This window comes from Mesobacillus sp. S13 (genome assembly GCF_020422885.1).
GTDB classification, from domain to species: Bacteria; Bacillota; Bacilli; order Bacillales; family Cytobacillaceae; genus Mesobacillus; species Mesobacillus selenatarsenatis_A.
In genome coordinates this window covers 1-21,801 of sequence record NZ_CP084622.1, presented here as the reverse complement: position 1 = coordinate 21,801, position 21,801 = coordinate 1, and the positions used below count along the sequence as shown (strand labels likewise).

Genomic DNA, 21,801 nt, shown 5'->3' with positions numbered 1-21,801 from the left:
ATTCCCCTTACCAGCCGCGATCCTGCATGCGGGCTTCAGGTGCCAATGATGAAATCTCCATGCCCTTCATCGGAATGCCGAGGCCTTTCGAAATGTTCGCAATCAGTTCGTAATCCTGATAGTGAGTAGTCGCTTCGACGATTGCTTTTGCAAACTTCGCTGGATTATCAGATTTGAAGATACCGGAGCCCACGAATACTCCGTCAGCACCAAGCTGCATCATCAATGCCGCGTCTGCTGGTGTAGCGACACCACCTGCTGCAAAATTCACGACAGGAAGGCGTCCAAGCTGCTTGATTTCAAGCAGAAGCTCATATGGTGCTCCTAGAAGCTTAGCTTCTGTCATTAGTTCTTCCATGTCCATTGCGACGACCTTGCGCACCTGGGCATTAACCTTGCGGATATGACGGACAGCTTCTACGATGTTGCCAGTGCCCGGCTCTCCCTTTGTACGAAGCATGGAGGCTCCTTCTCCGATTCTTCTCGCTGCCTCGCCAAGGTCACGGCATCCGCACACGAAAGGAACTGTATAATCTCTTTTATTCAGGTGAAATTCTTCATCCGCTGGAGTCAGAACTTCACTTTCATCGATATAATCAACGCCCATCGCTTCGAGCACGCGCGCTTCTACGATGTGGCCAATTCGTGCTTTTGCCATAACGGGAATTGTGACAGCACCCATTACCTCTTCAACGATCCTAGGGTCAGCCATTCTTGCTACACCGCCCGCAGCACGTATATCTGAAGGAACACGTTCCAGTGCCATTACGGCCACTGCACCAGCTTCTTCAGCAATCTTAGCCTGCTCGGCATTGACAACATCCATAATGACGCCGCCCTTTTGCATTTCTGCCATACCACGTTTAACACGATCAGTACCTGTCTTCATTCCTTTTCCCCCTTGTCCCTTTTAAAGGATTACTATGTAAGCACTTGCAAATAACTGGAAAATCAGACTTTTTTAGTCGGAATTCAGTTATCCCTATTGAAAATAAACAATAAAAAAGGTTTCCTGTCAAGACAGGAAACCAAACATTATTTAAAACCAGCCCTTGACTGTATCAGCTACTCCACCGAACAAATCTCCGAAGAAACCGCCGATTCCGCGCATCATCAGCACGAACCAGTTTGCCTTTTCGACACTTTCAGCAGCGACAACTGGTACCTGAACTTGCTTTTGTCCTTCTTCTGTTAAAAAGCTGATGTTTTCATCCTTCTTGGACTTAACAGTCATATAGCCAACTTGTTCGCCTTTCTTGATTGGAGCAGTCAGTTCGCCATTTTCATTCAGCTTCTTTTTATCCAGTACAAGTACCGGTTCATATTGTTCCTTTTCACCATTCCTGATTGTCATCGTAATGGCTTTTTTAGATTGAATCTTAACACTGTCTTCCTTTCCTTTTGTTACAGGAAGGGTTTTCTTGCCTTTAATCTGGTGATTCTTTTTCACAAGCTCTTCTTCTGTAAAATTACTGAAAGCAAAGTCGAGGATTTTGCGCGTTTCAGAAAAACGGCTATCCTTGGAGTCTGCCTTCATGATTACAGAAATGAATCTTTGGCCATTTTTCATAGCAGTCGCAGTAAAACCATAGCCTGCAAAATCAGTCGAACCTGTTTTCAAACCGTCTACACCATCATATTGGTAGATAAGACCTGGAAGCATCCAATTAAAGTTCTTGTATTCACGTCCGTCACGGAACTTCAATGCCGGCACACTTGCTGTATCCAGTACCTCTGGATAATCCTTCAGAAGAAGGTAGGCAAGCCTAGCCAGGGAACGTGCTGACATCACATTCTCTTCCTCAGGACCGCCAGCAGGATGTTGTCCTAATAGGTCCCTATTGTTCAAGCCTGAAGAGTTCACGAATTTGTAATCCTTCAATCCTAGTTCAGCAGCTTTTTTATTCATTTTTTCCACATGGTTCTTCTCTGTTCCAGAAAGAACCTCTGCTAGAGCGACGGTTGCTGCATTACCAGAATGGATCGCCATCGCTTCATATAATTCTTTAACTGTATAGTCTTCACCCTGGGTTAATCCTACATTGGATAGGCCTGGTGCAGCAGACAGCTTATGAACATATTCATTGATTTTTACTTTTTGGTCCCATTTTAGCTTTCCTTCTTTTACTGCTTCCAGGACCATATATTCTGTCATCATTTTAGACATGGATGCTACGCCAAGGACGACATCAGAATTTTTCTCGTATAATACTCTTCCAGTATCTGCATCAATCAGCATAGCAGCTTCAGCATCGATACCTAATTGTCCCTCTGCTGCTTCTGCCTTCGGTGAGAATCCGGAAAACATAGTGGTGATCGTTAAGATGAATGCTGCAAAGAACATTGATAGCTGTTTCTGTTTACGATTCAAGACGACTTTCCCTCCAAATTTTTCAATGTAATGGCTGTTTCGCATTAATTGATACTTTCAGACACGCCCTTGCAGCTTACTGGCAAGGAAAGCCTGTGTCGTGCAAGCAGCAACTTTCACGAAAATAACCTAAATAATCTATAAAACTTACATATTTTTTATGCTCAAAAAATCACACCCGTATAGTTTAACATAAAAAAAATGAAAAAAATAGACAGAGAATAGTCACTCTGTCTAATGTAAAATCAGGAAAAAACGACTGGCATACAGGTAAAAAGTCGTAGTTCCTTCTATATTTAACTATAAAATCAGCTCATGGAGTAATTCGGTGCTTCCTTCGTGATCTGGACGTCATGCGGGTGACTTTCCCTTAAACCTGCTCCAGTCATCTTAATGAATTGGGCATTCTCCCTTAATTCCTCGAGATTAGCTGTTCCGCAGTATCCCATGCCTGAACGAATGCCGCCAACAAGTTGATAGATTGTATCTGTAAGCGGCCCTTTATACGGAATCCGGCCTTCTATACCCTCTGGAACGAACTTCTTATTGTCTTCTTGGAAGTAACGATCTTTAGATCCCTTTTCCATCGCTCCAACAGATCCCATTCCGCGATATACTTTGAAGCGTCTTCCTTGATAGATTTCAGTTTCTCCCGGACTTTCACTGACACCCGCAAGCAAACTTCCGAGCATAACAGCATGGCCGCCAGCTGCAAGTGCCTTAACAATATCTCCTGAATATTTGATTCCGCCGTCCGCAATGATTGCCTTGCCGTGCTTTCGAGCTTCTGTCGCACAATCATACACTGCAGTAATTTGCGGAACACCAACACCTGCCACAACCCTCGTTGTACAAATTGAACCTGGTCCGATGCCAACCTTAACGATATCAGCACCTGCTTCTATTAAGTCTCTTGTCGCTTCTGCTGTAGCGACATTTCCAGCAATGATATTCAATTCCGGATAGCTTTCACGGATCTGCCTTACCGTATCAATAACACCCTTTGAGTGACCATGAGCGGTATCGACAACAATCACATCTACATGAGATTTCACAAGCAATTCAACACGTTTCATCGTATCGCCTGTTACACCAACTGCTGCACCGCACAACAAGCGGCCTTGTGAATCCTTCGAAGAGTTCGGAAACTCAATCACTTTTTCAATATCTTTGATGGTGATGAGCCCTTTCAATACGCCTTCGTCATTTACTAGTGGGAGTTTTTCAATCTTATGGCGCTGAAGGATCTTCTCTGCTTCTTCAAGAGTCGTTCCCACTGAAGCTGTCACCAGTTCAGTCTTCGTCATGACATTTTCAATTTTAATGGAGTAATCCTGGATAAAACGCATATCACGGTTGGTGATGATTCCAACAAGCTTCTGTTCTTCTTCATTGTTGACGATTGGGACACCTGAAATTCGGTATTTACCCATCAAATGTTCAGCATCAAATACTTGATGCTCAGGAGTTAGAAAGAATGGATCCGTTATGACTCCACTTTCAGAACGCTTTACTTTATCGACCTGGTCTGCCTGCTGCTCAATCGACATGTTTTTATGTATGACCCCAAGGCCGCCCTGTCTAGCAATCGAAATGGCTAGTTCAGATTCTGTTACAGTATCCATGCCGGCACTGATGATTGGTATATTCAATTTCAGAGTCTCAGTCAGATTGACCTTCAAGCTCACATCCTTTGGCAATACCTCGGATTTGGCAGGCACCAACAGCACATCATCAAACGTTAATCCTTCTTTTGCAAATTTACTTTCCCACATAGTAAATGACCCCCTTTAAGAAAATATTATTTGTAGGTTATCAATTGGTTAAAATACTGTCAAGAAGGTTATTATTTGTTAGACTTTTCAAATAACTTGGAGGTTTTTCATGTGTCTAAGCCTTATAAAGAATGGAACAGCTATACTCTCTTCTTTTCAGCAGAGTATGCACAAGCCTACTTAAAAAAATGCTATCGAAAAATCAACATCGAACAGCCTGACATGAAAAGCTTCGAAAACTGTTATCCCTTTATGTATTATCTCGAACATGGGAAGCTTTACTATGAACAGGCAGAAAAATCTCCGCTGGCTATCCAGCCTATCCTGCTCTTTTATGGACTTGTCCATCTTATAAAAGCATGCATCCTGACAGTTGAACCTGATTACCCTGAAACCACATCTGTGCTAGCGCATGGTGTCTCTACAAGGAAAAGGAAAAAACAACAATACAGCTTCACAGAAGATGAAGTGAAATTCCAAAAGAATGGATTGTTCTCCCTAATGGCAGAAAAGATGTTCCACATGAAACAATTGGAAGGTGAAAAAGCCACAATGGGAGATGTGATGGAGCTGATTCCAGAATTGTCCGGCATTTATTCTGACTTGAGAGGAAAACAAAATTTTGAAATCGTCACAGCTGCCGATTCTGGTTTTGCTATGCCTAAATCAATCATTGACCATTTCCATATGACAGAGAATCGCTTTAAAGAATTCTTTCAAACGAAATTCGCTGCTCCGGTTACATTTATAGACGATTCTAGCGTAATCGAATTTCAAGCGAACCTGAAGGGTATAACTGAACCCATAAAGTACAATCTAGAAGAACAGCATTACGTATTCCCTTTGAAAAAAAGTGACCTATTTCTATTCCCAGAACTGCTGCTGCACTATCTATTGTTATACAATCTTGGAATGATCGCCCGTTATGAAACAGAATGGTGGAGTGAGTTAATCAAGATGATGCCCAATGAAGACTATCCATTGATTCAGTCTTTTTTAAAATCGACACTTAAAAAAGGGCCTTACTTAATTTACCAGTATCTAATGAATAAGTAATAGGATCAAGGTGTTGAGGCTTTAATGAGATTCTTGAAGAAGAGAAAATGTTTAGCTAAGCCGGCATCGGGAATTCATAAACACGGATCCCATTAACCGAGGAGGTTTTAATATGGATAGAAAAAAACTAATGATGACTACAGTGGCTCTAGGAACAGCATACTTGTTAAAAGATCGAAAGTCACGCGCGAAGGTCATGGACCAATTACAATCTCTGGGTAAGAAAAAGAAATAATCTATATCAAGACCCTCTGAACTGGTCAGAGGGTTTTTGTTGTATGGAGTTAATGAGAAGAAGGTAGTGGTTAGTTATAGGCATGTAGTTCGGACAGCTTTTAGGTGGTTTCTTCTAAACCTGTATTAAGTTGCCTTTTCTTTTGACAGCTTTTCCTGAACTTTCTCTAAACCTGTCTGAAGTTGCCTATACTTCGGACAGATTTCTGTCTTTCTATCTCATCTTGTCCGAAGTCAGCTCTTTTTCTGATAGATTCACAAGCTTTTCTACCTAACCTGGCCGAAGCCCATCCCGCAGGTAGGGTCAGTTACTGCTATATCTTTGGCATCTTTGGTAAATCAACACAAAAAAAGAACAGCCATTATAGCTGTTCTTTCGCGTGCCCGGCGGCGTCCTACTCTCACAGGGGGAAACCCCCAACTACCATCGGCGCTGAGAAGCTTAACTTCCGTGTTCGGTATGGGAACGGGTGTGACCTTCTCGCCATCGCCACCAGACTATTTAATTGAAAGAAAGTATTTATTCCTTCAAAACTAGATAATGTGTAAGAAGAATTTCAAGAAGAACGAATGATCATTTTGGTTAAGTCCTCGAACGATTAGTATCAGTCAGCTCCACACGTCACCGCGCTTCCACCTCTGACCTATCAACCTGATCATCTTTCAGGGTTCTTACTAGCTTGCGCTATGGGAAATCTCATCTTGAGGGGGGCTTCATGCTTAGATGCTTTCAGCACTTATCCCGTCCGCACATAGCTACCCAGCGATGCCTTTGGCAAGACAACTGGTACACCAGCGGTGCGTCCATCCCGGTCCTCTCGTACTAAGGACAGCTCCTCTCAAATTTCCTGCGCCCACGACGGATAGGGACCGAACTGTCTCACGACGTTCTGAACCCAGCTCGCGTACCGCTTTAATGGGCGAACAGCCCAACCCTTGGGACCGACTACAGCCCCAGGATGCGATGAGCCGACATCGAGGTGCCAAACCTCCCCGTCGATGTGGACTCTTGGGGGAGATAAGCCTGTTATCCCCGGGGTAGCTTTTATCCGTTGAGCGATGGCCCTTCCATGCGGAACCACCGGATCACTAAGCCCGACTTTCGTCCCTGCTCGACTTGTAGGTCTCGCAGTCAAGCTCCCTTGTGCCTTTACACTCTGCGAATGATTTCCAACCATTCTGAGGGAACCTTTGGGCGCCTCCGTTACTCTTTAGGAGGCGACCGCCCCAGTCAAACTGCCCACCTGACACTGTCTCCCGCCCCGATCAGGGGCGTGGGTTAGAATTTCAATACAGCCAGGGTAGTATCCCACCGACGCCTCCACCGAAGCTGGCGCTCCGGTTTCTCAGGCTCCTACCTATCCTGTACAAGCTGTACCAAAATTCAATATCAGGCTACAGTAAAGCTCCACGGGGTCTTTCCGTCCTGTCGCGGGTAACCTGCATCTTCACAGGTACTATAATTTCACCGAGTCTCTCGTTGAGACAGTGCCCAGATCGTTACGCCTTTCGTGCGGGTCGGAACTTACCCGACAAGGAATTTCGCTACCTTAGGACCGTTATAGTTACGGCCGCCGTTTACTGGGGCTTCGATTCAGAGCTTCGCGTGAGCTAACCCCTCCTCTTAACCTTCCAGCACCGGGCAGGCGTCAGCCCCTATACTTCGCCTTGCGGCTTCGCAGAGACCTGTGTTTTTGCTAAACAGTCGCCTGGGCCTATTCACTGCGGCTCATCCGGGCTATTCACCCAAATGAGCACCCCTTCTCCCGAAGTTACGGGGTCATTTTGCCGAGTTCCTTAACGAGAGTTCTCTCGCTCACCTTAGGATTCTCTCCTCGCCTACCTGTGTCGGTTTGCGGTACGGGCACCTTTTATCTCGCTAGAGGCTTTTCTTGGCAGTGTGGAATCAGGAACTTCGGTACTATATTTCCCTCGCTGTCACAGCTCAGCCTTCACGCAAGCGGGATTTGCCTCACTTGCAGCCTAACTGCTTAGACGCGCATATCCAACAGCGCGCTTACCCTATCCTCCTGCGTCCCCCCGTCGCTCAAACGATAAAGAGGTGGTACAGGAATATCAACCTGTTGTCCATCGCCTACGCCTTTCGGCCTCGGCTTAGGTCCCGACTAACCCTGAGAGGACGAGCCTTCCTCAGGAAACCTTAGGCATTCGGTGGATGGGATTCTCACCCATCTTTCGCTACTCATACCGGCATTCTCACTTCTAAGCGCTCCACCAGTCCTTACGGTCTGACTTCAACGCCCTTAGAACGCTCTCCTACCACTGACATCTAAGATGTCAATCCACAGCTTCGGTGATACGTTTAGCCCCGGTACATTTTCGGCGCAGAGTCACTCGACCAGTGAGCTATTACGCACTCTTTAAATGGTGGCTGCTTCTAAGCCAACATCCTGGTTGTCTAAGCAACTCCACATCCTTTTCCACTTAACGTATACTTTGGGACCTTAGCTGGTGGTCTGGGCTGTTTCCCTTTTGACTACGGATCTTATCACTCGCAGTCTGACTCCCACGGATAAGTCTTTGGCATTCGGAGTTTGTCTGAATTCGGTAACCCGATGAGGGCCCCTAGTCCAAACAGTGCTCTACCTCCAAGACTCTTACAACGTGAGGCTAGCCCTAAAGCTATTTCGGAGAGAACCAGCTATCTCCAAGTTCGATTGGAATTTCTCCGCTACCCACACCTCATCCCCGCACTTTTCAACGTGCGTGGGTTCGGGCCTCCAGTTGGTGTTACCCAACCTTCACCCTGGACATGGGTAGATCACCTGGTTTCGGGTCTACGACCACATACTCATTCGCCCTATTCAGACTCGCTTTCGCTGCGGCTCCGTCTTCTCAACTTAACCTTGCATGTAATCGTAACTCGCCGGTTCATTCTACAAAAGGCACGCCATCACCCATGAACGGGCTCTGACTACTTGTAGGCACACGGTTTCAGGATCTCTTTCACTCCCCTTCCGGGGTGCTTTTCACCTTTCCCTCACGGTACTGGTTCACTATCGGTCACTAGGGAGTATTTAGCCTTGGGAGATGGTCCTCCCAGCTTCCGACGGGATTTCTCGTGTCCCGCCGTACTCAGGATCCACTCAGGAGGGAACGAAGTTTCAACTACAGGGTTTTTACCTTCTCTGACGGGCCTTTCCAGACCACTTCATCTACCCCGTTCCTTTGTAACTCCATGTAGAGTGTCCTACAACCCCAAGAGGCAAGCCTCTTGGTTTGGGCTATGTCCCGTTTCGCTCGCCGCTACTCAGGGAATCGCGTTTGCTTTCTCTTCCTCCGGGTACTTAGATGTTTCAGTTCCCCGGGTCTGCCTTCAATACCCTATGTATTCAGGTAAAGATACTGTTCCATTACGAACAGTGGGTTTCCCCATTCGGAAATCTCCGGATCAAAGCTTACTTACAGCTCCCCGAAGCATATCGGTGTTAGTCCCGTCCTTCATCGGCTCCTAGTGCCAAGGCATCCACCGTGCGCCCTTTCTAACTTAACCTAAAAGGTCATTTCTCTAATTGAATAGAGAGAAAACTAAAATGGCGATCACTCGGTTTTTCTTGGTTCTTCTTACTTACGATTATCTAGTTTTCAAGGAACAAATGCATGTGCTATAAAAGCGACATGGTGGAGCCTAGCGGGATCGAACCGCTGACCTCCTGCGTGCAAGGCAGGCGCTCTCCCAGCTGAGCTAAGGCCCCATTATGAAAGATATATGGTGGGCCTAAGTGGACTCGAACCACCGACCTCACGCTTATCAGGCGTGCGCTCTAACCAGCTGAGCTATAGGCCCATATATCATATAGAGAGGAATTACTCCCTCAAAACTAAACAAACAAGCAGTCAACAGTACGAACCAGAAGGTTCGCATTCCGATTGCCATTACGGCAATATCCTTAGAAAGGAGGTGATCCAGCCGCACCTTCCGATACGGCTACCTTGTTACGACTTCACCCCAATCATCTGTCCCACCTTAGGCGGCTGGCTCCAAAAGGTTACCCCACCGACTTCGGGTGTTACAAACTCTCGTGGTGTGACGGGCGGTGTGTACAAGGCCCGGGAACGTATTCACCGCGGCATGCTGATCCGCGATTACTAGCGATTCCGGCTTCATGCAGGCGAGTTGCAGCCTGCAATCCGAACTGAGAATGGATTTATGGGATTGGCTCGACCTCGCGGTTTTGCAGCCCTTTGTTCCATCCATTGTAGCACGTGTGTAGCCCAGGTCATAAGGGGCATGATGATTTGACGTCATCCCCACCTTCCTCCGGTTTGTCACCGGCAGTCACCTTAGAGTGCCCAACTGAATGCTGGCAACTAAGATCAAGGGTTGCGCTCGTTGCGGGACTTAACCCAACATCTCACGACACGAGCTGACGACAACCATGCACCACCTGTCACTCTGTCCCCCGAAGGGGAACGCCCTATCTCTAGGGTTGTCAGAGGATGTCAAGACCTGGTAAGGTTCTTCGCGTTGCTTCGAATTAAACCACATGCTCCACCGCTTGTGCGGGCCCCCGTCAATTCCTTTGAGTTTCAGCCTTGCGGCCGTACTCCCCAGGCGGAGTGCTTAATGCGTTTGCTGCAGCACTAAAGGGCGGAAACCCTCTAACACTTAGCACTCATCGTTTACGGCGTGGACTACCAGGGTATCTAATCCTGTTCGCTCCCCACGCTTTCGCGCCTCAGCGTCAGTTACAGACCAGAGAGCCGCCTTCGCCACTGGTGTTCCTCCACATCTCTACGCATTTCACCGCTACACGTGGAATTCCGCTCTCCTCTTCTGCACTCAAGTTCCCCAGTTTCCAATGACCCTCCCCGGTTGAGCCGGGGGCTTTCACATCAGACTTAAGGAACCGCCTGCGCGCGCTTTACGCCCAATAATTCCGGACAACGCTTGCCACCTACGTATTACCGCGGCTGCTGGCACGTAGTTAGCCGTGGCTTTCTGGTCAGGTACCGTCAAGGTACCGGCAGTTACTCCGGTACTTGTTCTTCCCTGACAACAGAGCTTTACGACCCGAAGGCCTTCATCGCTCACGCGGCGTTGCTCCGTCAGACTTTCGTCCATTGCGGAAGATTCCCTACTGCTGCCTCCCGTAGGAGTCTGGGCCGTGTCTCAGTCCCAGTGTGGCCGATCACCCTCTCAGGTCGGCTACGCATCGTTGCCTTGGTGAGCCGTTACCTCACCAACTAGCTAATGCGCCGCGGGCCCATCTGTAAGTGACAGCCGAAACCGTCTTTCAGCTTTCCCTCATGTGAGGGAAAGGATTATCCGGTATTAGCTCCGGTTTCCCGAAGTTATCCCAGTCTTACAGGCAGGTTGCCCACGTGTTACTCACCCGTCCGCCGCTGATCTTCAAAAGCAAGCTAATGAAGATCCGCTCGACTTGCATGTATTAGGCACGCCGCCAGCGTTCGTCCTGAGCCAGGATCAAACTCTCCAAGAAAGAGTTATGAGTTAGCTCATAAAGTTAAAACGTTGGCTCATGTTCTTCTATAATAGAAGCCATGAAAATTTATTGTTTGTTGACGCTTGTTTGTTTAGTTTTCAAAGAGCAATTTCTTGCTGCGCCGCTCAGAAGCGACTTTAATAATATAACACTTAGTAGCTGTATAAGTCAATAACTTTTTTCAAAAACTATTGAATTGATGTTATTGTCTCGTTACTGACTTTGAAGATTATATCAGTCAATTTATTTGAATGCAATACTTTTAAACAACTTTATTAAAATTTTCGAGTGTACCCAGGATTGCCATGAAATATTAAGAGAAAAACAAAAAGCCAGCTTGTAAAAAGCCAGCTACTTAATGAACTCCTCAATATGCAGGTATCTATTCTTTTCCAGTGCAAGAATCTGATCTGTCTCCAGTAATTTAACCATTGGCCTTGCTGGATTCTTTTCTTCCACAAAGATGATTTCAGCTGCCTGTCCATCAGAAAGGCGAATCTTAGTGCCAACTGAAAAATTCATAATTGCAGAACTCAATGCTTTCAAGGCGGTAATATCAAACTCCCCAAATAGCTCTTCATTGATCATCTCTAGCACTTTAAATGGAGAGTGTTTAGGCTTATAAATCCTTTCTGAAGTCATCGCATGGAAAGAATCGGCTACGGCAAGGATTTTTGCAAAAGGGTGAATCCTGTTAGCCTTTTCGCCAAATGGATAGCCGCTGCCATCCATTCTTTCATGATGTTGAAGAATAGCAACTTTCGTACCGTCCTTAAGCAAGGGACTGTTTTTTACCATCTGATAGCTATATGTAGGATGTTTTTTAATCTCTTCAAATTCATCTACTGTTAAGGTTGTATTTTTATTTAATAGAGTAGGACTTATTTTTGCCATCCCGCAATCGGATAAAATGCCTGCAAGTGCGATTTGTGTGGTATCCCCTTTGCTGTAATTCAGCTTTTTTGCGATGAAGGCACTGATAATTCCTACAGCCAGTGGATGATCGTATATGTACTCAGTCTTGGTCGAATAATGATGAAGATTGAATATATCCGAAGAAGTCATCTCTGCCTGCTCGATCAGTGGGACAATGATTGTTCTTAGTTTAGCAATATCTATCTGCATGCCTGATTGCCAGGAGATAAATTCTTTCTTGAAGCTCTGCTTGGCCTGTAAGAACAAGTCGATAAAAGCTTCTCCGCCTTCAATGGAATTCAAGCCCGCTTTTTTATCGCTGCCTAATGATGGTCCCTGAAAAGGCAATCCATTAACCATTGTTTTCTCAACATCCACTTCTTTTATCAGGAAAACATTTAAAATATCTATTAGGTATTCTGACAAAACTGTTTTTTTGTTCATGATGGGTCTATTTGTTTTACTTAGAACATCTTCAGCAAGGATACAGCCCTCTTTGAGGTTGTCTGTTAATACGCGCAAGGCTATCCACCCCAGAATTTTAATTTTCTTACAATTTATTTTACTTTATTTTGCCAAAAAAGAGGAACACATTTTTGTGTTCCTCTCAAAAAGTTTATTCTTCATCCTCTTCAGCTGGCGCTACATCTTCACTGCCTATTTCTTCAGGATCAACTGGTGCTTCTGCATTCCCACTAATTGCTTCTTCAGAATCAACTGTAGCCTCTGCATTCTCATCCAGTTCGAAGTCTTCTGGCTTTTCTTCTTCTTTATCGACCTTAGCCACTGTCGCAACATATTCATTTTCTGCTTTGTTAAGGCTGATTAATTTTACCCCTTGCGTGTTACGTCCTGTCATGGAGATAGAGCTTACAGGAATACGGATCAAAACACCGCCTGTAGTAATCAGCATGAGGTCTTCTTCACCAGTGACAACTTTCATCGTCACAAGGTCGCCGTTTTTATCGGTGATGTTACATGTCTTGATTCCTTTACCGCCGCGTCCTTGTCTTCTGTATTCTTCGGAAGGTGTTCTTTTGCCGTACCCGTTCTTCGTAACAACAAGAATTTCGGCACTTTCTTCAAGAACTTCCATTCCGACAACTTCATCGTCATCAGAAAGCGTGATTCCCTTTACTCCAGTGGCAGTACGGCCCATAGAGCGGACATCGGTTTCAGGGAAACGGATCAATAAGCCATTCTTCGTGCCGATGATCATTTCTTTGCTGCCGTCTGTCAGGCGGACAGAGATCAACTCATCTCCTTCACGCAGGTTCAAGGCAATCAGTCCATTGTTGCGGATATTCGCAAATGAAGAAAGTGGTGAACGTTTTGAAATCCCTTCTTTCGTTGTGAAGAAGAGGGACCAGTCATCCACAAATTCCGATACAGGAATAATGGCGTTGACCCATTCGCCCTTTTCGATTTCCAATAGATTGATGATTGGAATTCCCTTCGCGGTACGGCTGAATTCAGGGATTTCGTAACCCTTCGAACGATATACCTTCCCTTTGTTTGTGAAGAACAGGATGGTATCGTGCGTTGAAGTGGTGATCAAATGTTCAACGAAATCATCTTCATTCGTTCCCATACCCTGTATGCCACGGCCGCCGCGACGCTGTGCTCTGTATGTAGATACAGGCAGGCGTTTAACGTAGCCGTTGTGTGTCAGGGTGATAACGATGTTTTCACGAGGAATCAAGTCTTCATCCTCAATCATTTCCAAACCACCTGAAACGATTTCAGTACGGCGCTCATCGTTAAAACGTTCTTTGATTTCAGTTAGCTCTTCACGAATGATTTCCAGAACTTTTTCATTATCAGCAAGAATCGCTTTTAATTCTGCGATCAGCTGCATAAGGTTTTGGAATTCCTCTTCGATCTTTTCGCGCTCCAAGCCTGTAAGCCTCTGCAGACGCATATCAAGGATAGCCTGTGCTTGCTTTTCAGATAGCTTGAATTGTGTCATCAATCCTTCTCGTGCGATATCCGTTGTACGTGAGCTTCTGATCAGGCTGATGACGGCATCAAGGTTATCAAGAGCAATTCGCAGTCCTTCGAGAATATGGGCACGAGCTTCTGCCTTCTTAAGCTCAAACTCTGTACGGCGTCTAATGACGACTACCTGATGGTCAAGGTAGTAGGTTAGACATTGTTTGAGGTTAAGGACCTTCGGCTGGCCATCGACTAATGCCAGAAGGTTGATACCGAAGCTTGTCTGCAATGCCGTTTGCTTATATAAATTATTTAAAAGGACATTTGCATTTGCATCCTTGCGAACTTCAATGACGATCCTCATACCCTTACGGTCAGATTCATCCCGCAGGTCAGTGATGCCATCAAGCTTCTTGTCGCGGACCAATTCAGCGATTTTCTCGATGAGCTTAGCCTTATTCACTTGGTAAGGAAGTTCCCTGACGATAATGACTTCCTTGCCATTTGATTTCTGTTCAATTTCTACCTTCGCTCGCAAGGTAATCGACCCGCGGCCAGTCTCATAAGCTTTGCGAATGCCGCTGCGGCCCAAGATCAATCCAGCAGTAGGGAAGTCAGGTCCTGTGATGATTTCCATCAATTCCATGATGGTCATGTCTGGGTCCTTACTGATAGCTAATACGCCATCTATAACCTCGCCAAGCTGGTGGGGAGGAATATTCGTCGCCATACCGACCGCGATACCGGAAGTACCGTTGACAAGTAGGTTTGGAAACCTTGAAGGCATGACAATCGGTTCTCTTTCAGAACCGTCATAGTTATCCTGATAGTCAATTGTATCTTTATTGATGTCACGCAGAAGCTCCATCGAAATTTTCGACATACGTGCTTCTGTATAACGCATGGCAGCTGCAGCGTCGCCATCGACAGAACCGAAGTTTCCATGTCCATCAACAAGCATATAGCGGTAGTTAAAATCCTGTGCCATACGAACCATTGTGTCGTAAACAGCAGAGTCACCGTGCGGGTGATACTTACCGATAACTTCACCGACGATCCTCGCCGATTTTTTATAGGCCTTGTCTGAATGCATGCCAAGGTCATGCATCGCGTATAGGATCCTTCTATGTACCGGCTTCAAGCCGTCACGGACATCCGGTAACGCACGTGCCACGATAACACTCATGGCGTAATCCAGGAAGGATGAACGCATTTCCTGGCTAATATTAATCTCTTTTACACGTGGATTTGGTGTTTCAGCCATTTAAGAGAGACCTCCTTTAGGAACTCTGTTCAGCACGGCCATACCGGGGCGAGGCGCTCTGCGCAGCCCCTTGGCCATTTCAGAAAAAGCAGGATAGAGGCAAAACCTTCTATCCTGAGCATATATTATTAAATATCCAGGTTCTTAACATACTGCGCATTCTCTTCGATGAAATTACGTCGAGGTTCAACCTTATCCCCCATCAGGATTTCAAAGGTTTCATCCGATTCGATTGCATCTTCAAGGCTAACCTGGAGCAGTGTCCTTGTTTCAGGGTTCATCGTTGTTTCCCAAAGCTGCTCAGGATTCATCTCACCTAGACCCTTATAGCGCTGGATGCCTGGCTTCGGCTGCTGTGGAAGCTCCGCGAGGATTTGTTCGAGCTGCTTGTCGTTATAAGCATACTCGATTTTTTTGCCCTGCTGGATTTTGTATAAAGGCGGCTGGGCAATATAAATGTATCCTGCTTCTAGAATCTTTCTCATATATCGGTAGAAGAACGTCAATAATAAAGTACGGATATGGGCGCCGTCGACATCGGCATCGGTCATGATGACGATTTTCTGGTAACGGGCTTTTGCAAGGTCGAAGTCTTCACCGATTCCTGTACCAATCGCAGTTATGATCGCTCTTACCTCGTTATTGGATAAAATTTTATCCAGACGTGATTTTTCAACATTCAGGATTTTACCGCGTAATGGCAGGATCGCCTGGAAGTGGCGGTCACGGCCCTGCTTGGCAGATCCGCCCGCAGAGTCACCCTCAACGACATATATTTCACTGATGGCCGGGTCCTTTGAAGAACAGTCAGCCAGTTTGCCCGGCAAGCTTGAAATCTCAAGTGCACTCTTCCTTCTAGTCAGCTCACGCGCCTTTTTCGCCGCAAGTCTTGCTCTTGCTGCCATGAGTCCTTTGTCGACAATCTTTCTCGCGACATTAGGATTTTCGAGCATGAATTTTTCAAAGTGGTCGGAAAACAGTGTATCAGTTACCGTACGGACCTCGGAATTTCCGAGCTTTGTTTTCGTTTGGCCTTCGAACTGTGGATCTGGATGCTTAATTGACACGATTGCCGTCAAACCTTCACGAACGTCATCTCCCGAGAGATTTGAATCACTTTCCTTGAAGATCCCGTGCTTACGGGCATAATCATTAATCACACGCGTCAAAGCTGTTTTAAAGCCAAATTCGTGTGTACCACCTTCATAGGTATGGATATTGTTAGCGAATGAATAGATGTTGCCTGTATAGCTGTCGTTATATTGAAGAGCCACCTCAATCGTAATGCCTTCTTTTTCACCCTCAATATAAATTGGTTCTTCGTGAAGGACTTCTCTCGTACGGTTTAAATGCTCCACATAGGATTTAATTCCGCCCTCGTAATAATACTCATTCTTTTTTCCTTCTCCACGCTTATCTTCGATCGTGATCTTGATTGCTCTGTTCAGGAAGGCAAGCTCACGAAGGCGATTTGCGAGTGTATCGTAATCATATTCCAATGTCTCGGTGAAAATTTCTCCGTCAGGCTTAAAGTGGACAGTCGTTCCCGTCCGGTCGGTTTCACCAATCACTTTTAACGGATCTCCGACAGCGCCACGTTCGAATTTTTGGTAATGGACTTTCCCATCACGGTGGACGAATACTTCAAGATACGTTGACAGGGCATTAACAACAGATGCACCAACCCCATGCAGACCTCCGGAAACCTTATAGCCTCCGCCGCCAAACTTTCCGCCTGCATGAAGTACTGTCATGATGACCTCAACCGCTGGCCTTCCCATCTTTTCATGGATACCAACCGGGATTCCGCGGCCATTATCCTGAACAGTGATACTGTTGTCTTCTTCGATAATGACATTAATTTCGTCACAGTAGCCGGCAAGTGCTTCATCTATACTATTATCAACGATTTCCCATACAAGATGGTGCAAGCCTTTTCCACTCGTTGATCCGATATACATCCCTGGACGTTTGCGTACAGCCTCCAGGCCCTCAAGAACTTGTATCTGATTTTCATCATACGCTTGTCCTTGCATGGATTGTTCTTCCGTAGCCATATCGATCACCTACACTTTCATTTTCACTCAACTTTTTAAAACTTATCTATTTGCTATTTTCGCATATATCGTTGTTTTTCGACATTTTTTGCGAATACGCTGATCTATTAAAATTCCTGAACGGATAGTTTTTGGGAGCGTTTCTTTAATGTTCCTGATGCTAATGGGGAATAGTAAATATGATTTCCTGTTACCACGATTGACTTGACTGTTCCTTTGGCCAAATGGATAATCTCCTGATCTTGGCGCGTTATGAATTCCTCCATGAATGGGGAAGAACTGGCGCTTTCAATGTCTAATATCGCAATAATATCTTTTGTCCTCACTAGGACTTCTTCACCAACATGCAAATACATGTAATCCACCTCATTGGATTCTTGTCATTTCTCCGGTTTTCACTTTATAAGTGGCCGCTTCTCTTAATGTCTGATGGTCGATTCCATCCACACTAGTGGTCGTGACGAAGGTTTGAACTTTCCCCTGGATGGTATTCAATAAGTGGGATTGGCGATAATCATCTAACTCAGACAGGACATCATCAAGTAACAGGATTGGATACTCACCAATCTCTGAATTGATCAATTCAATTTCTGCCAATTTTACCGACAGTGCTGTTGTCCGCTGCTGACCTTGTGATCCGAATGTCTGGACATCACGGCCATTCACGAAAAATTGCAGATCATCCCGGTGCGGCCCAAACATGGTGGTCCCCCGGTCAATCTCTCTTGTCTTTATTTTAGCAAATTTTTCTTCATACACTGCTATCATTTTCGACAAATCATCATCTTCTGATACCTCTGCTGAAGGTTTATAGACTATTTTTAAGTTCTCCAGCCCTCTGGATATTCCCTGATGGATCGGCAATGCCCACTGTTCGAGCAAATGGAGAAATTCGAATCGCTTCACAATGATCCTGGCAGCCGCCTGGATAAATTGTTCGGTCAGGATATCGAGCATGGTATGGTCTGATGCCTTTTTGATCTGAAGCTGTTTCAGATAATGATTCCTTTGCTGGAGAATTTTATTGTACTGGCTGATATCATGCAGATAAACCGCCGATACCTGCCCTATCTCCATATCGACAAATCTTCTTCTTACCTGAGGGCTCCCTTTCACAAGGTTAAGATCCTCAGGGGCAAACATGACGACATTCATATTGCCGACATATTGGCTTAGCTTCCTCTGTTCAAGATGATTGACTTTAGCCTTCTTGCCCTTTTTTGAAATGACAAGCTGCATTGGCAATGATCCATTACTTTTTTTAATCCGTCCCTCTATTTTAGCATATTCCTCGTCCCAGCGAATTAAATCTTTATCATTGGAGGTCCGATGTGATTTTGCCATCGCAAGCACATAGATGGACTCCATGACATTCGTTTTCCCCTGGGCATTTTCACCAAGGATGACATTGACCTTGTTTTCAAATGTTGCCTCTAACCCCTGGTAATTGCGATAATTCCTTAATTGCAGTTCCTCTATATACATGAACAGTTCATCCTCTGGGTTATTGCGTTATGCTGAACTCGCCAAAACCAGGAATTGATACCTGATCTCCGGAACGAAGCTTCCTTCCTCTTCGCTGGTCTTGTTCACCATTGATAAAAACATCATGTTCACTTAAAAACCACTTCGCCATTCCGCCTGATTGAATTACATCGGCAAGTTTCAGGAATTGGCCAAGCGTGATATATTCCGTATCAATTTTTATTTCCTCATTCACGTTTCTCACACCCTTTTCTTCCAAAAGGACTTAATACTTTATTTTACTAAATTTTTTCCATAGAAACAAATTTTCTTATATTGAGTTGGATTTTCGCTCCAGGCACTTCGCTTTCCGCGGGGCTGGCGGTGAGCCTCCTCGGAGCAAGCTCCTGTGGGGTCTCACCTGTCCAGCTGATCCCGCAGGACTTTGAATAGCTTCCCAGAACGTGCCCACGCACGCAGGAAATGCGTTAGCATTTTCGAGGAGTCTTCGTGCCTTCCGCTACAATCCAATTAGTATACATTTTCAACTTATAAGTAAAAAGCCACCAGCGTAGAACTGGTGGCAATAAATCATCTTAGTACGTCCTAACCGGCAGGATTAGCTGCAGGATGGAATCGTCGTGGAGCGGTCTAATGACGAATGGTCTCATTGCGCCTGTAAAGCTGATTTGGATTTCTGTCCCTTCCAGTGCTTTTAGGGCATCCATCATATACTTCGCGCTGAATGAAATTTTCAGGTCCTCGCCATCGATGGATTGGCTTTGGATTTCTTCGACAACTGTCCCGATTTCCGGTGTGTTGGATGAAACCTCGATTGCGCCGCCTTCGATTGTGGAGAACTTAACGACGTTGTTTCTTCCTTCTCTGGCAAGCAGGGATGCACGATCGATCGCATGAAGGAATTCCTTCGTGTTTACGACTACATCTGTTTTGCTCTCAGTCGGAATCAAACGGCCTGTGTCAGGATAATTTCCTTCCAACAGTCTTGAGAAAAACAGTAAATGCTTTGCTTTAAACAATACCTGGTTTTCGGTAATGACGATATCCACTGATTCTGAACTGTCATCAAGAATTTTGCTCAATTCTGTCAAACTTTTACCAGGGATGACTACATTGTAGCTGCCAGTGTTCTCTGCTTCGAGCTTCGCTTTCCTCAACGCAAGTCTGTGGCTATCTGTTGCAATACAGATTAACTCATTGTTTTCGACCTTCCAGTTTACACCTGTCAAGATGGGGCGTGTTTCTGAGGTGGACACTGAAAAGACAGTCTGGCGAATAAGGCCTTTTAATAGGTCTGTAGGAATTTTGAATACATGTTCTTCTGAAATTTGCGGAAGATGCGGATATTCTTCAGCATCCAGGCCATTCAGGTTGAATTCTGATCTACCAGAACGGATAACCGTTTGCAGATTGTTATGGACTTCGATTTCTACTGAGTCTGTAGGAAGCTTTTTAACGATTTCACTAAAGAAACGCGCCTGCAAAACAATGGAACCTGGCTGTTTGATTTCAACGATTTCATCCCCAGCTTCTTCTTTAGGAATGAAAGATTCGATGGAGATATCAGAATCGCTGCCTGTAAGAGTTACTCCCTCTTCATTCGCAACAATCTTAATACCTGTCAAAATAGGAATTGTTGTTCTGCTTGTCACTGCCTTCATTACGTCCTGAACGCTTTGAAGCAATGAATCACGCTGGATAATAAATCTCATTTTTTAGCCTCCGTTTAGGAATAATTTTTTTCTTATTGCATATACTAATATGTTTTAAAAAAATAGTAGAAGTACTAGTAGGGCCTGTGGATTTGTGGATAAGTAGGTTTCTTCAAAGGAAACACAGCCTATCCACATGTGGACAGACTGTGCGTAACCAATGGAGAGTTATTCACACTTTCCTAAACCCTTAATTGTTCATTTATATCTTTCAGCTGCTTTTGCAGACTTGCGTCAACGGAAATCATCTTAGATATTTTTTCATGTGCATGGATGACCGTTGTATGGTCACGGCCTCCGAATTCCTCGCCGATTTTAGGAAGAGAGAAATCAGTCAGCTCTCTGGACAAGTACATAGCGATTTGCCTAGGGAAGGCGACGGATTTAGTCCGTTTCTTCGCTTTAAAATCCTCCAGCTTTACATTGAAATGCTGTCCGACAACCCTTTGGATGTCGAGAATGGTAATTACCTTCGGCTTGGAGCTAGGAATAATATCCTTTAGTGCCTCAGCTGCCAGGTCCGCATTGATATCCTTATTGATCAGTGAAGAATAAGCGACGACACGAATCAAAGCTCCTTCCAATTCACGGATGTTGGAGTCGATTTGATTCGCAATATAAAGCATAACCTCATTCGGAATATCAAGGCCTTCTGCTTTCGCCTTTTTACGAAGAATCGCAATCCTCGTCTCGAGATCTGGTGGAGTGATATCCGTGATCAATCCCCATTCAAAGCGAGATCTTAACCTGTCTTCAAGCGTAGGTATCTCTTTTGGCGGACGGTCACTGGAGATGACAATCTGCTTGCTTTCCTCATGCAAGGTATTGAAAGTATGAAAGAATTCTTCCTGAGTTTGTTCTTTTCCAGCCAAAAATTGAATATCATCAATGAGCAGAACATCGACATTGCGGTATTTATTGCGGAAATCGCCCGCTTTATTATCCCTGATCGAATTGATGAACTCATTCGTGAATTTTTCAGATGACAAATAAACCACTTTCGCATTCGGATTATGATCCTGGACATAGTGACCGATTGCATGCATCAAGTGGGTTTTACCAAGACCTACGCCCCCGTATATGAATAACGGGTTATAGGCTTTTGCTGGCGCTTCGGCTACTGCGAGCGATGCAGCATGGGCGAAACGGTTGCCTGAACCAATGACAAAAGTATCGAATGTGTATTTTGGATTCAGCATGCTGACAGGCAAATCCGGAATATCGTCTTCCTTCTTTACTCGCTTAGGCGGCAATGGAATGTCGAGATCTTCTTCGTTCTGGTTTTGGGGAATGATGAATTTTACAGAAAGTTCTTCACCAGTGATCTCATACAAAATACCGCTGATTAACTGGGAATAACGTTCCTCCAGCCAGTCACGGGCAAACTCATTCGGGGCTGTAATCGTAAGGACATCACCCTGCAAGGTGTGTGCCTTCGTTGATTTGAGCCATGTGTCGAAACTTGGCTTGCTGATCTTTTTCTCGATTTTAGCGAGAGCGTTGTTCCAGAGATCTGCAATGTTCTCCAA

13 protein-coding genes, 2 tRNA genes and 3 rRNA genes are annotated in these 21,801 nt (G+C 45.2%); 2 read left to right on the top strand and 16 right to left on the bottom strand.

What is annotated here, in order from left to right; translation table 11 throughout:
• Positions 1–7: 7 nt before the first annotated feature.
• From pdxS to guaB, 3 genes are all read right to left on the bottom strand, one after another.
• Positions 8–889 carry a pyridoxal 5'-phosphate synthase lyase subunit PdxS gene (gene pdxS / locus LGO15_RS00085; RefSeq protein ID WP_226086314.1) on the bottom strand — a complete coding sequence of 294 codons (882 nt, stop codon included), beginning with the start codon at positions 887–889 and terminating at the stop codon, positions 8–10.
• Positions 890–1,039: 150 nt separating this feature from the next.
• Positions 1,040–2,344 (bottom strand): serine hydrolase, encoded by a 1,305-nt coding sequence (locus tag LGO15_RS00080; protein ID WP_413231388.1) that lies wholly within the window; start codon positions 2,342–2,344, stop codon positions 1,040–1,042.
• Between the two features lie 335 nt (positions 2,345–2,679).
• The gene (guaB, locus tag LGO15_RS00075; protein ID WP_226086313.1) at positions 2,680–4,146 is read right to left on the bottom strand and encodes an IMP dehydrogenase; all 1,467 of its coding nucleotides are present in this window, start codon (positions 4,144–4,146) and stop codon (positions 2,680–2,682) included.
• A 111-nt stretch (positions 4,147–4,257) separates the two neighbouring features.
• Here guaB and LGO15_RS00070 point away from each other — a divergent pair, with 111 nt between their 5' ends.
• Together LGO15_RS00070 and LGO15_RS24115 are read left to right on the top strand one after the other, a co-directional pair.
• Complete coding sequence (locus LGO15_RS00070) at positions 4,258–5,202, top strand: YaaC family protein (RefSeq protein ID WP_226086312.1); 945 nt, start codon at positions 4,258–4,260, stop codon at positions 5,200–5,202.
• Positions 5,203–5,314: 112 nt separating this feature from the next.
• The gene (locus LGO15_RS24115) at positions 5,315–5,437 is read left to right on the top strand and encodes a hypothetical protein (protein ID WP_264163838.1); all 123 of its coding nucleotides are present in this window, start codon (positions 5,315–5,317) and stop codon (positions 5,435–5,437) included.
• Positions 5,438–5,818: 381 nt separating this feature from the next.
• Here the strand turns inward: LGO15_RS24115 and rrf are convergent.
• From rrf to dnaA, 13 genes are all read right to left on the bottom strand, one after another.
• Positions 5,819–5,934: ribosomal RNA gene (gene rrf, locus LGO15_RS00065) — 5S ribosomal RNA — on the bottom strand.
• 81 nt (positions 5,935–6,015) lie between these two features.
• Positions 6,016–8,950, bottom strand: a 23S ribosomal RNA gene (locus LGO15_RS00060).
• A 126-nt stretch (positions 8,951–9,076) separates the two neighbouring features.
• Positions 9,077–9,152: transfer RNA gene (locus LGO15_RS00055), tRNA-Ala, on the bottom strand.
• Between the two features lie 15 nt (positions 9,153–9,167).
• Positions 9,168–9,244, bottom strand: a tRNA-Ile gene (locus LGO15_RS00050).
• A gap of 107 nt (positions 9,245–9,351) precedes the next feature.
• Positions 9,352–10,901: ribosomal RNA gene (locus tag LGO15_RS00045) — 16S ribosomal RNA — on the bottom strand.
• The 16S, 23S and 5S rRNA genes sit together here with 2 tRNA genes alongside, the layout of an rRNA operon.
• 354 nt (positions 10,902–11,255) lie before the next feature.
• Positions 11,256–12,341 (bottom strand): HD-GYP domain-containing protein, encoded by a 1,086-nt coding sequence (locus tag LGO15_RS00040; RefSeq protein WP_226086311.1) that lies wholly within the window; start codon positions 12,339–12,341, stop codon positions 11,256–11,258.
• Between the two features lie 94 nt (positions 12,342–12,435).
• Positions 12,436–15,018 carry a DNA gyrase subunit A gene (gene gyrA, locus LGO15_RS00035; RefSeq protein WP_226086310.1) on the bottom strand — a complete coding sequence of 861 codons (2,583 nt, stop codon included), beginning with the start codon at positions 15,016–15,018 and terminating at the stop codon, positions 12,436–12,438.
• A 128-nt stretch (positions 15,019–15,146) separates the two neighbouring features.
• Positions 15,147–17,054 carry a DNA topoisomerase (ATP-hydrolyzing) subunit B gene (gyrB, locus tag LGO15_RS00030; protein WP_413231414.1) on the bottom strand — a complete coding sequence of 636 codons (1,908 nt, stop codon included), beginning with the start codon at positions 17,052–17,054 and terminating at the stop codon, positions 15,147–15,149.
• A 128-nt stretch (positions 17,055–17,182) separates the two neighbouring features.
• A complete protein-coding gene (gene remB, locus LGO15_RS00025; protein ID WP_167830950.1) occupies positions 17,183–17,431 on the bottom strand; it encodes an extracellular matrix regulator RemB in 249 nt (82 codons plus the stop codon).
• Between the two features lie 10 nt (positions 17,432–17,441).
• Positions 17,442–18,560, bottom strand: a complete 1,119-nt coding sequence (gene recF, locus LGO15_RS00020; protein ID WP_226086308.1) for a DNA replication/repair protein RecF — start codon at positions 18,558–18,560, stop codon at positions 17,442–17,444.
• 19 nt (positions 18,561–18,579) lie between these two features.
• The gene (gene yaaA / locus LGO15_RS00015) at positions 18,580–18,795 is read right to left on the bottom strand and encodes a S4 domain-containing protein YaaA (RefSeq protein ID WP_023613365.1); all 216 of its coding nucleotides are present in this window, start codon (positions 18,793–18,795) and stop codon (positions 18,580–18,582) included.
• Between the two features lie 340 nt (positions 18,796–19,135).
• Positions 19,136–20,272, bottom strand: a complete 1,137-nt coding sequence (gene dnaN / locus LGO15_RS00010; protein ID WP_167830951.1) for a DNA polymerase III subunit beta — start codon at positions 20,270–20,272, stop codon at positions 19,136–19,138.
• A gap of 182 nt (positions 20,273–20,454) precedes the next feature.
• Positions 20,455–21,801: a chromosomal replication initiator protein DnaA gene (gene dnaA, locus LGO15_RS00005; RefSeq protein ID WP_167830952.1), complete on the bottom strand. Its 1,347-nt coding sequence runs from the start codon at positions 21,799–21,801 to the stop codon at positions 20,455–20,457.

Coding starts and splice junctions, on each gene's coding strand:
- pdxS (WP_226086314.1), bottom strand. CDS start 889: ATGAAGACAGGTACTGATCGTGTTAAACGTGGTATGGCAGAAATGCAA.
- LGO15_RS00080 (WP_413231388.1), bottom strand. CDS start 2,344: ATGTTCTTTGCAGCATTCATCTTAACGATCACCACTATGTTTTCCGGA.
- guaB (WP_226086313.1), bottom strand. CDS start 4,146: ATGTGGGAAAGTAAATTTGCAAAAGAAGGATTAACGTTTGATGATGTG.
- LGO15_RS24115 (WP_264163838.1), top strand. CDS start 5,315: ATGGATAGAAAAAAACTAATGATGACTACAGTGGCTCTAGGAACAGCA.
- gyrA (WP_226086310.1), bottom strand. CDS start 15,018: ATGGCTGAAACACCAAATCCACGTGTAAAAGAGATTAATATTAGCCAG.
- gyrB (WP_413231414.1), bottom strand. CDS start 17,054: ATGCAAGGACAAGCGTATGATGAAAATCAGATACAAGTTCTTGAGGGC.
- remB (WP_167830950.1), bottom strand. CDS start 17,431: ATGTATTTGCATGTTGGTGAAGAAGTCCTAGTGAGGACAAAAGATATT.
- recF (WP_226086308.1), bottom strand. CDS start 18,560: ATGTATATAGAGGAACTGCAATTAAGGAATTATCGCAATTACCAGGGG.
- dnaN (WP_167830951.1), bottom strand. CDS start 20,272: ATGAGATTTATTATCCAGCGTGATTCATTGCTTCAAAGCGTTCAGGAC.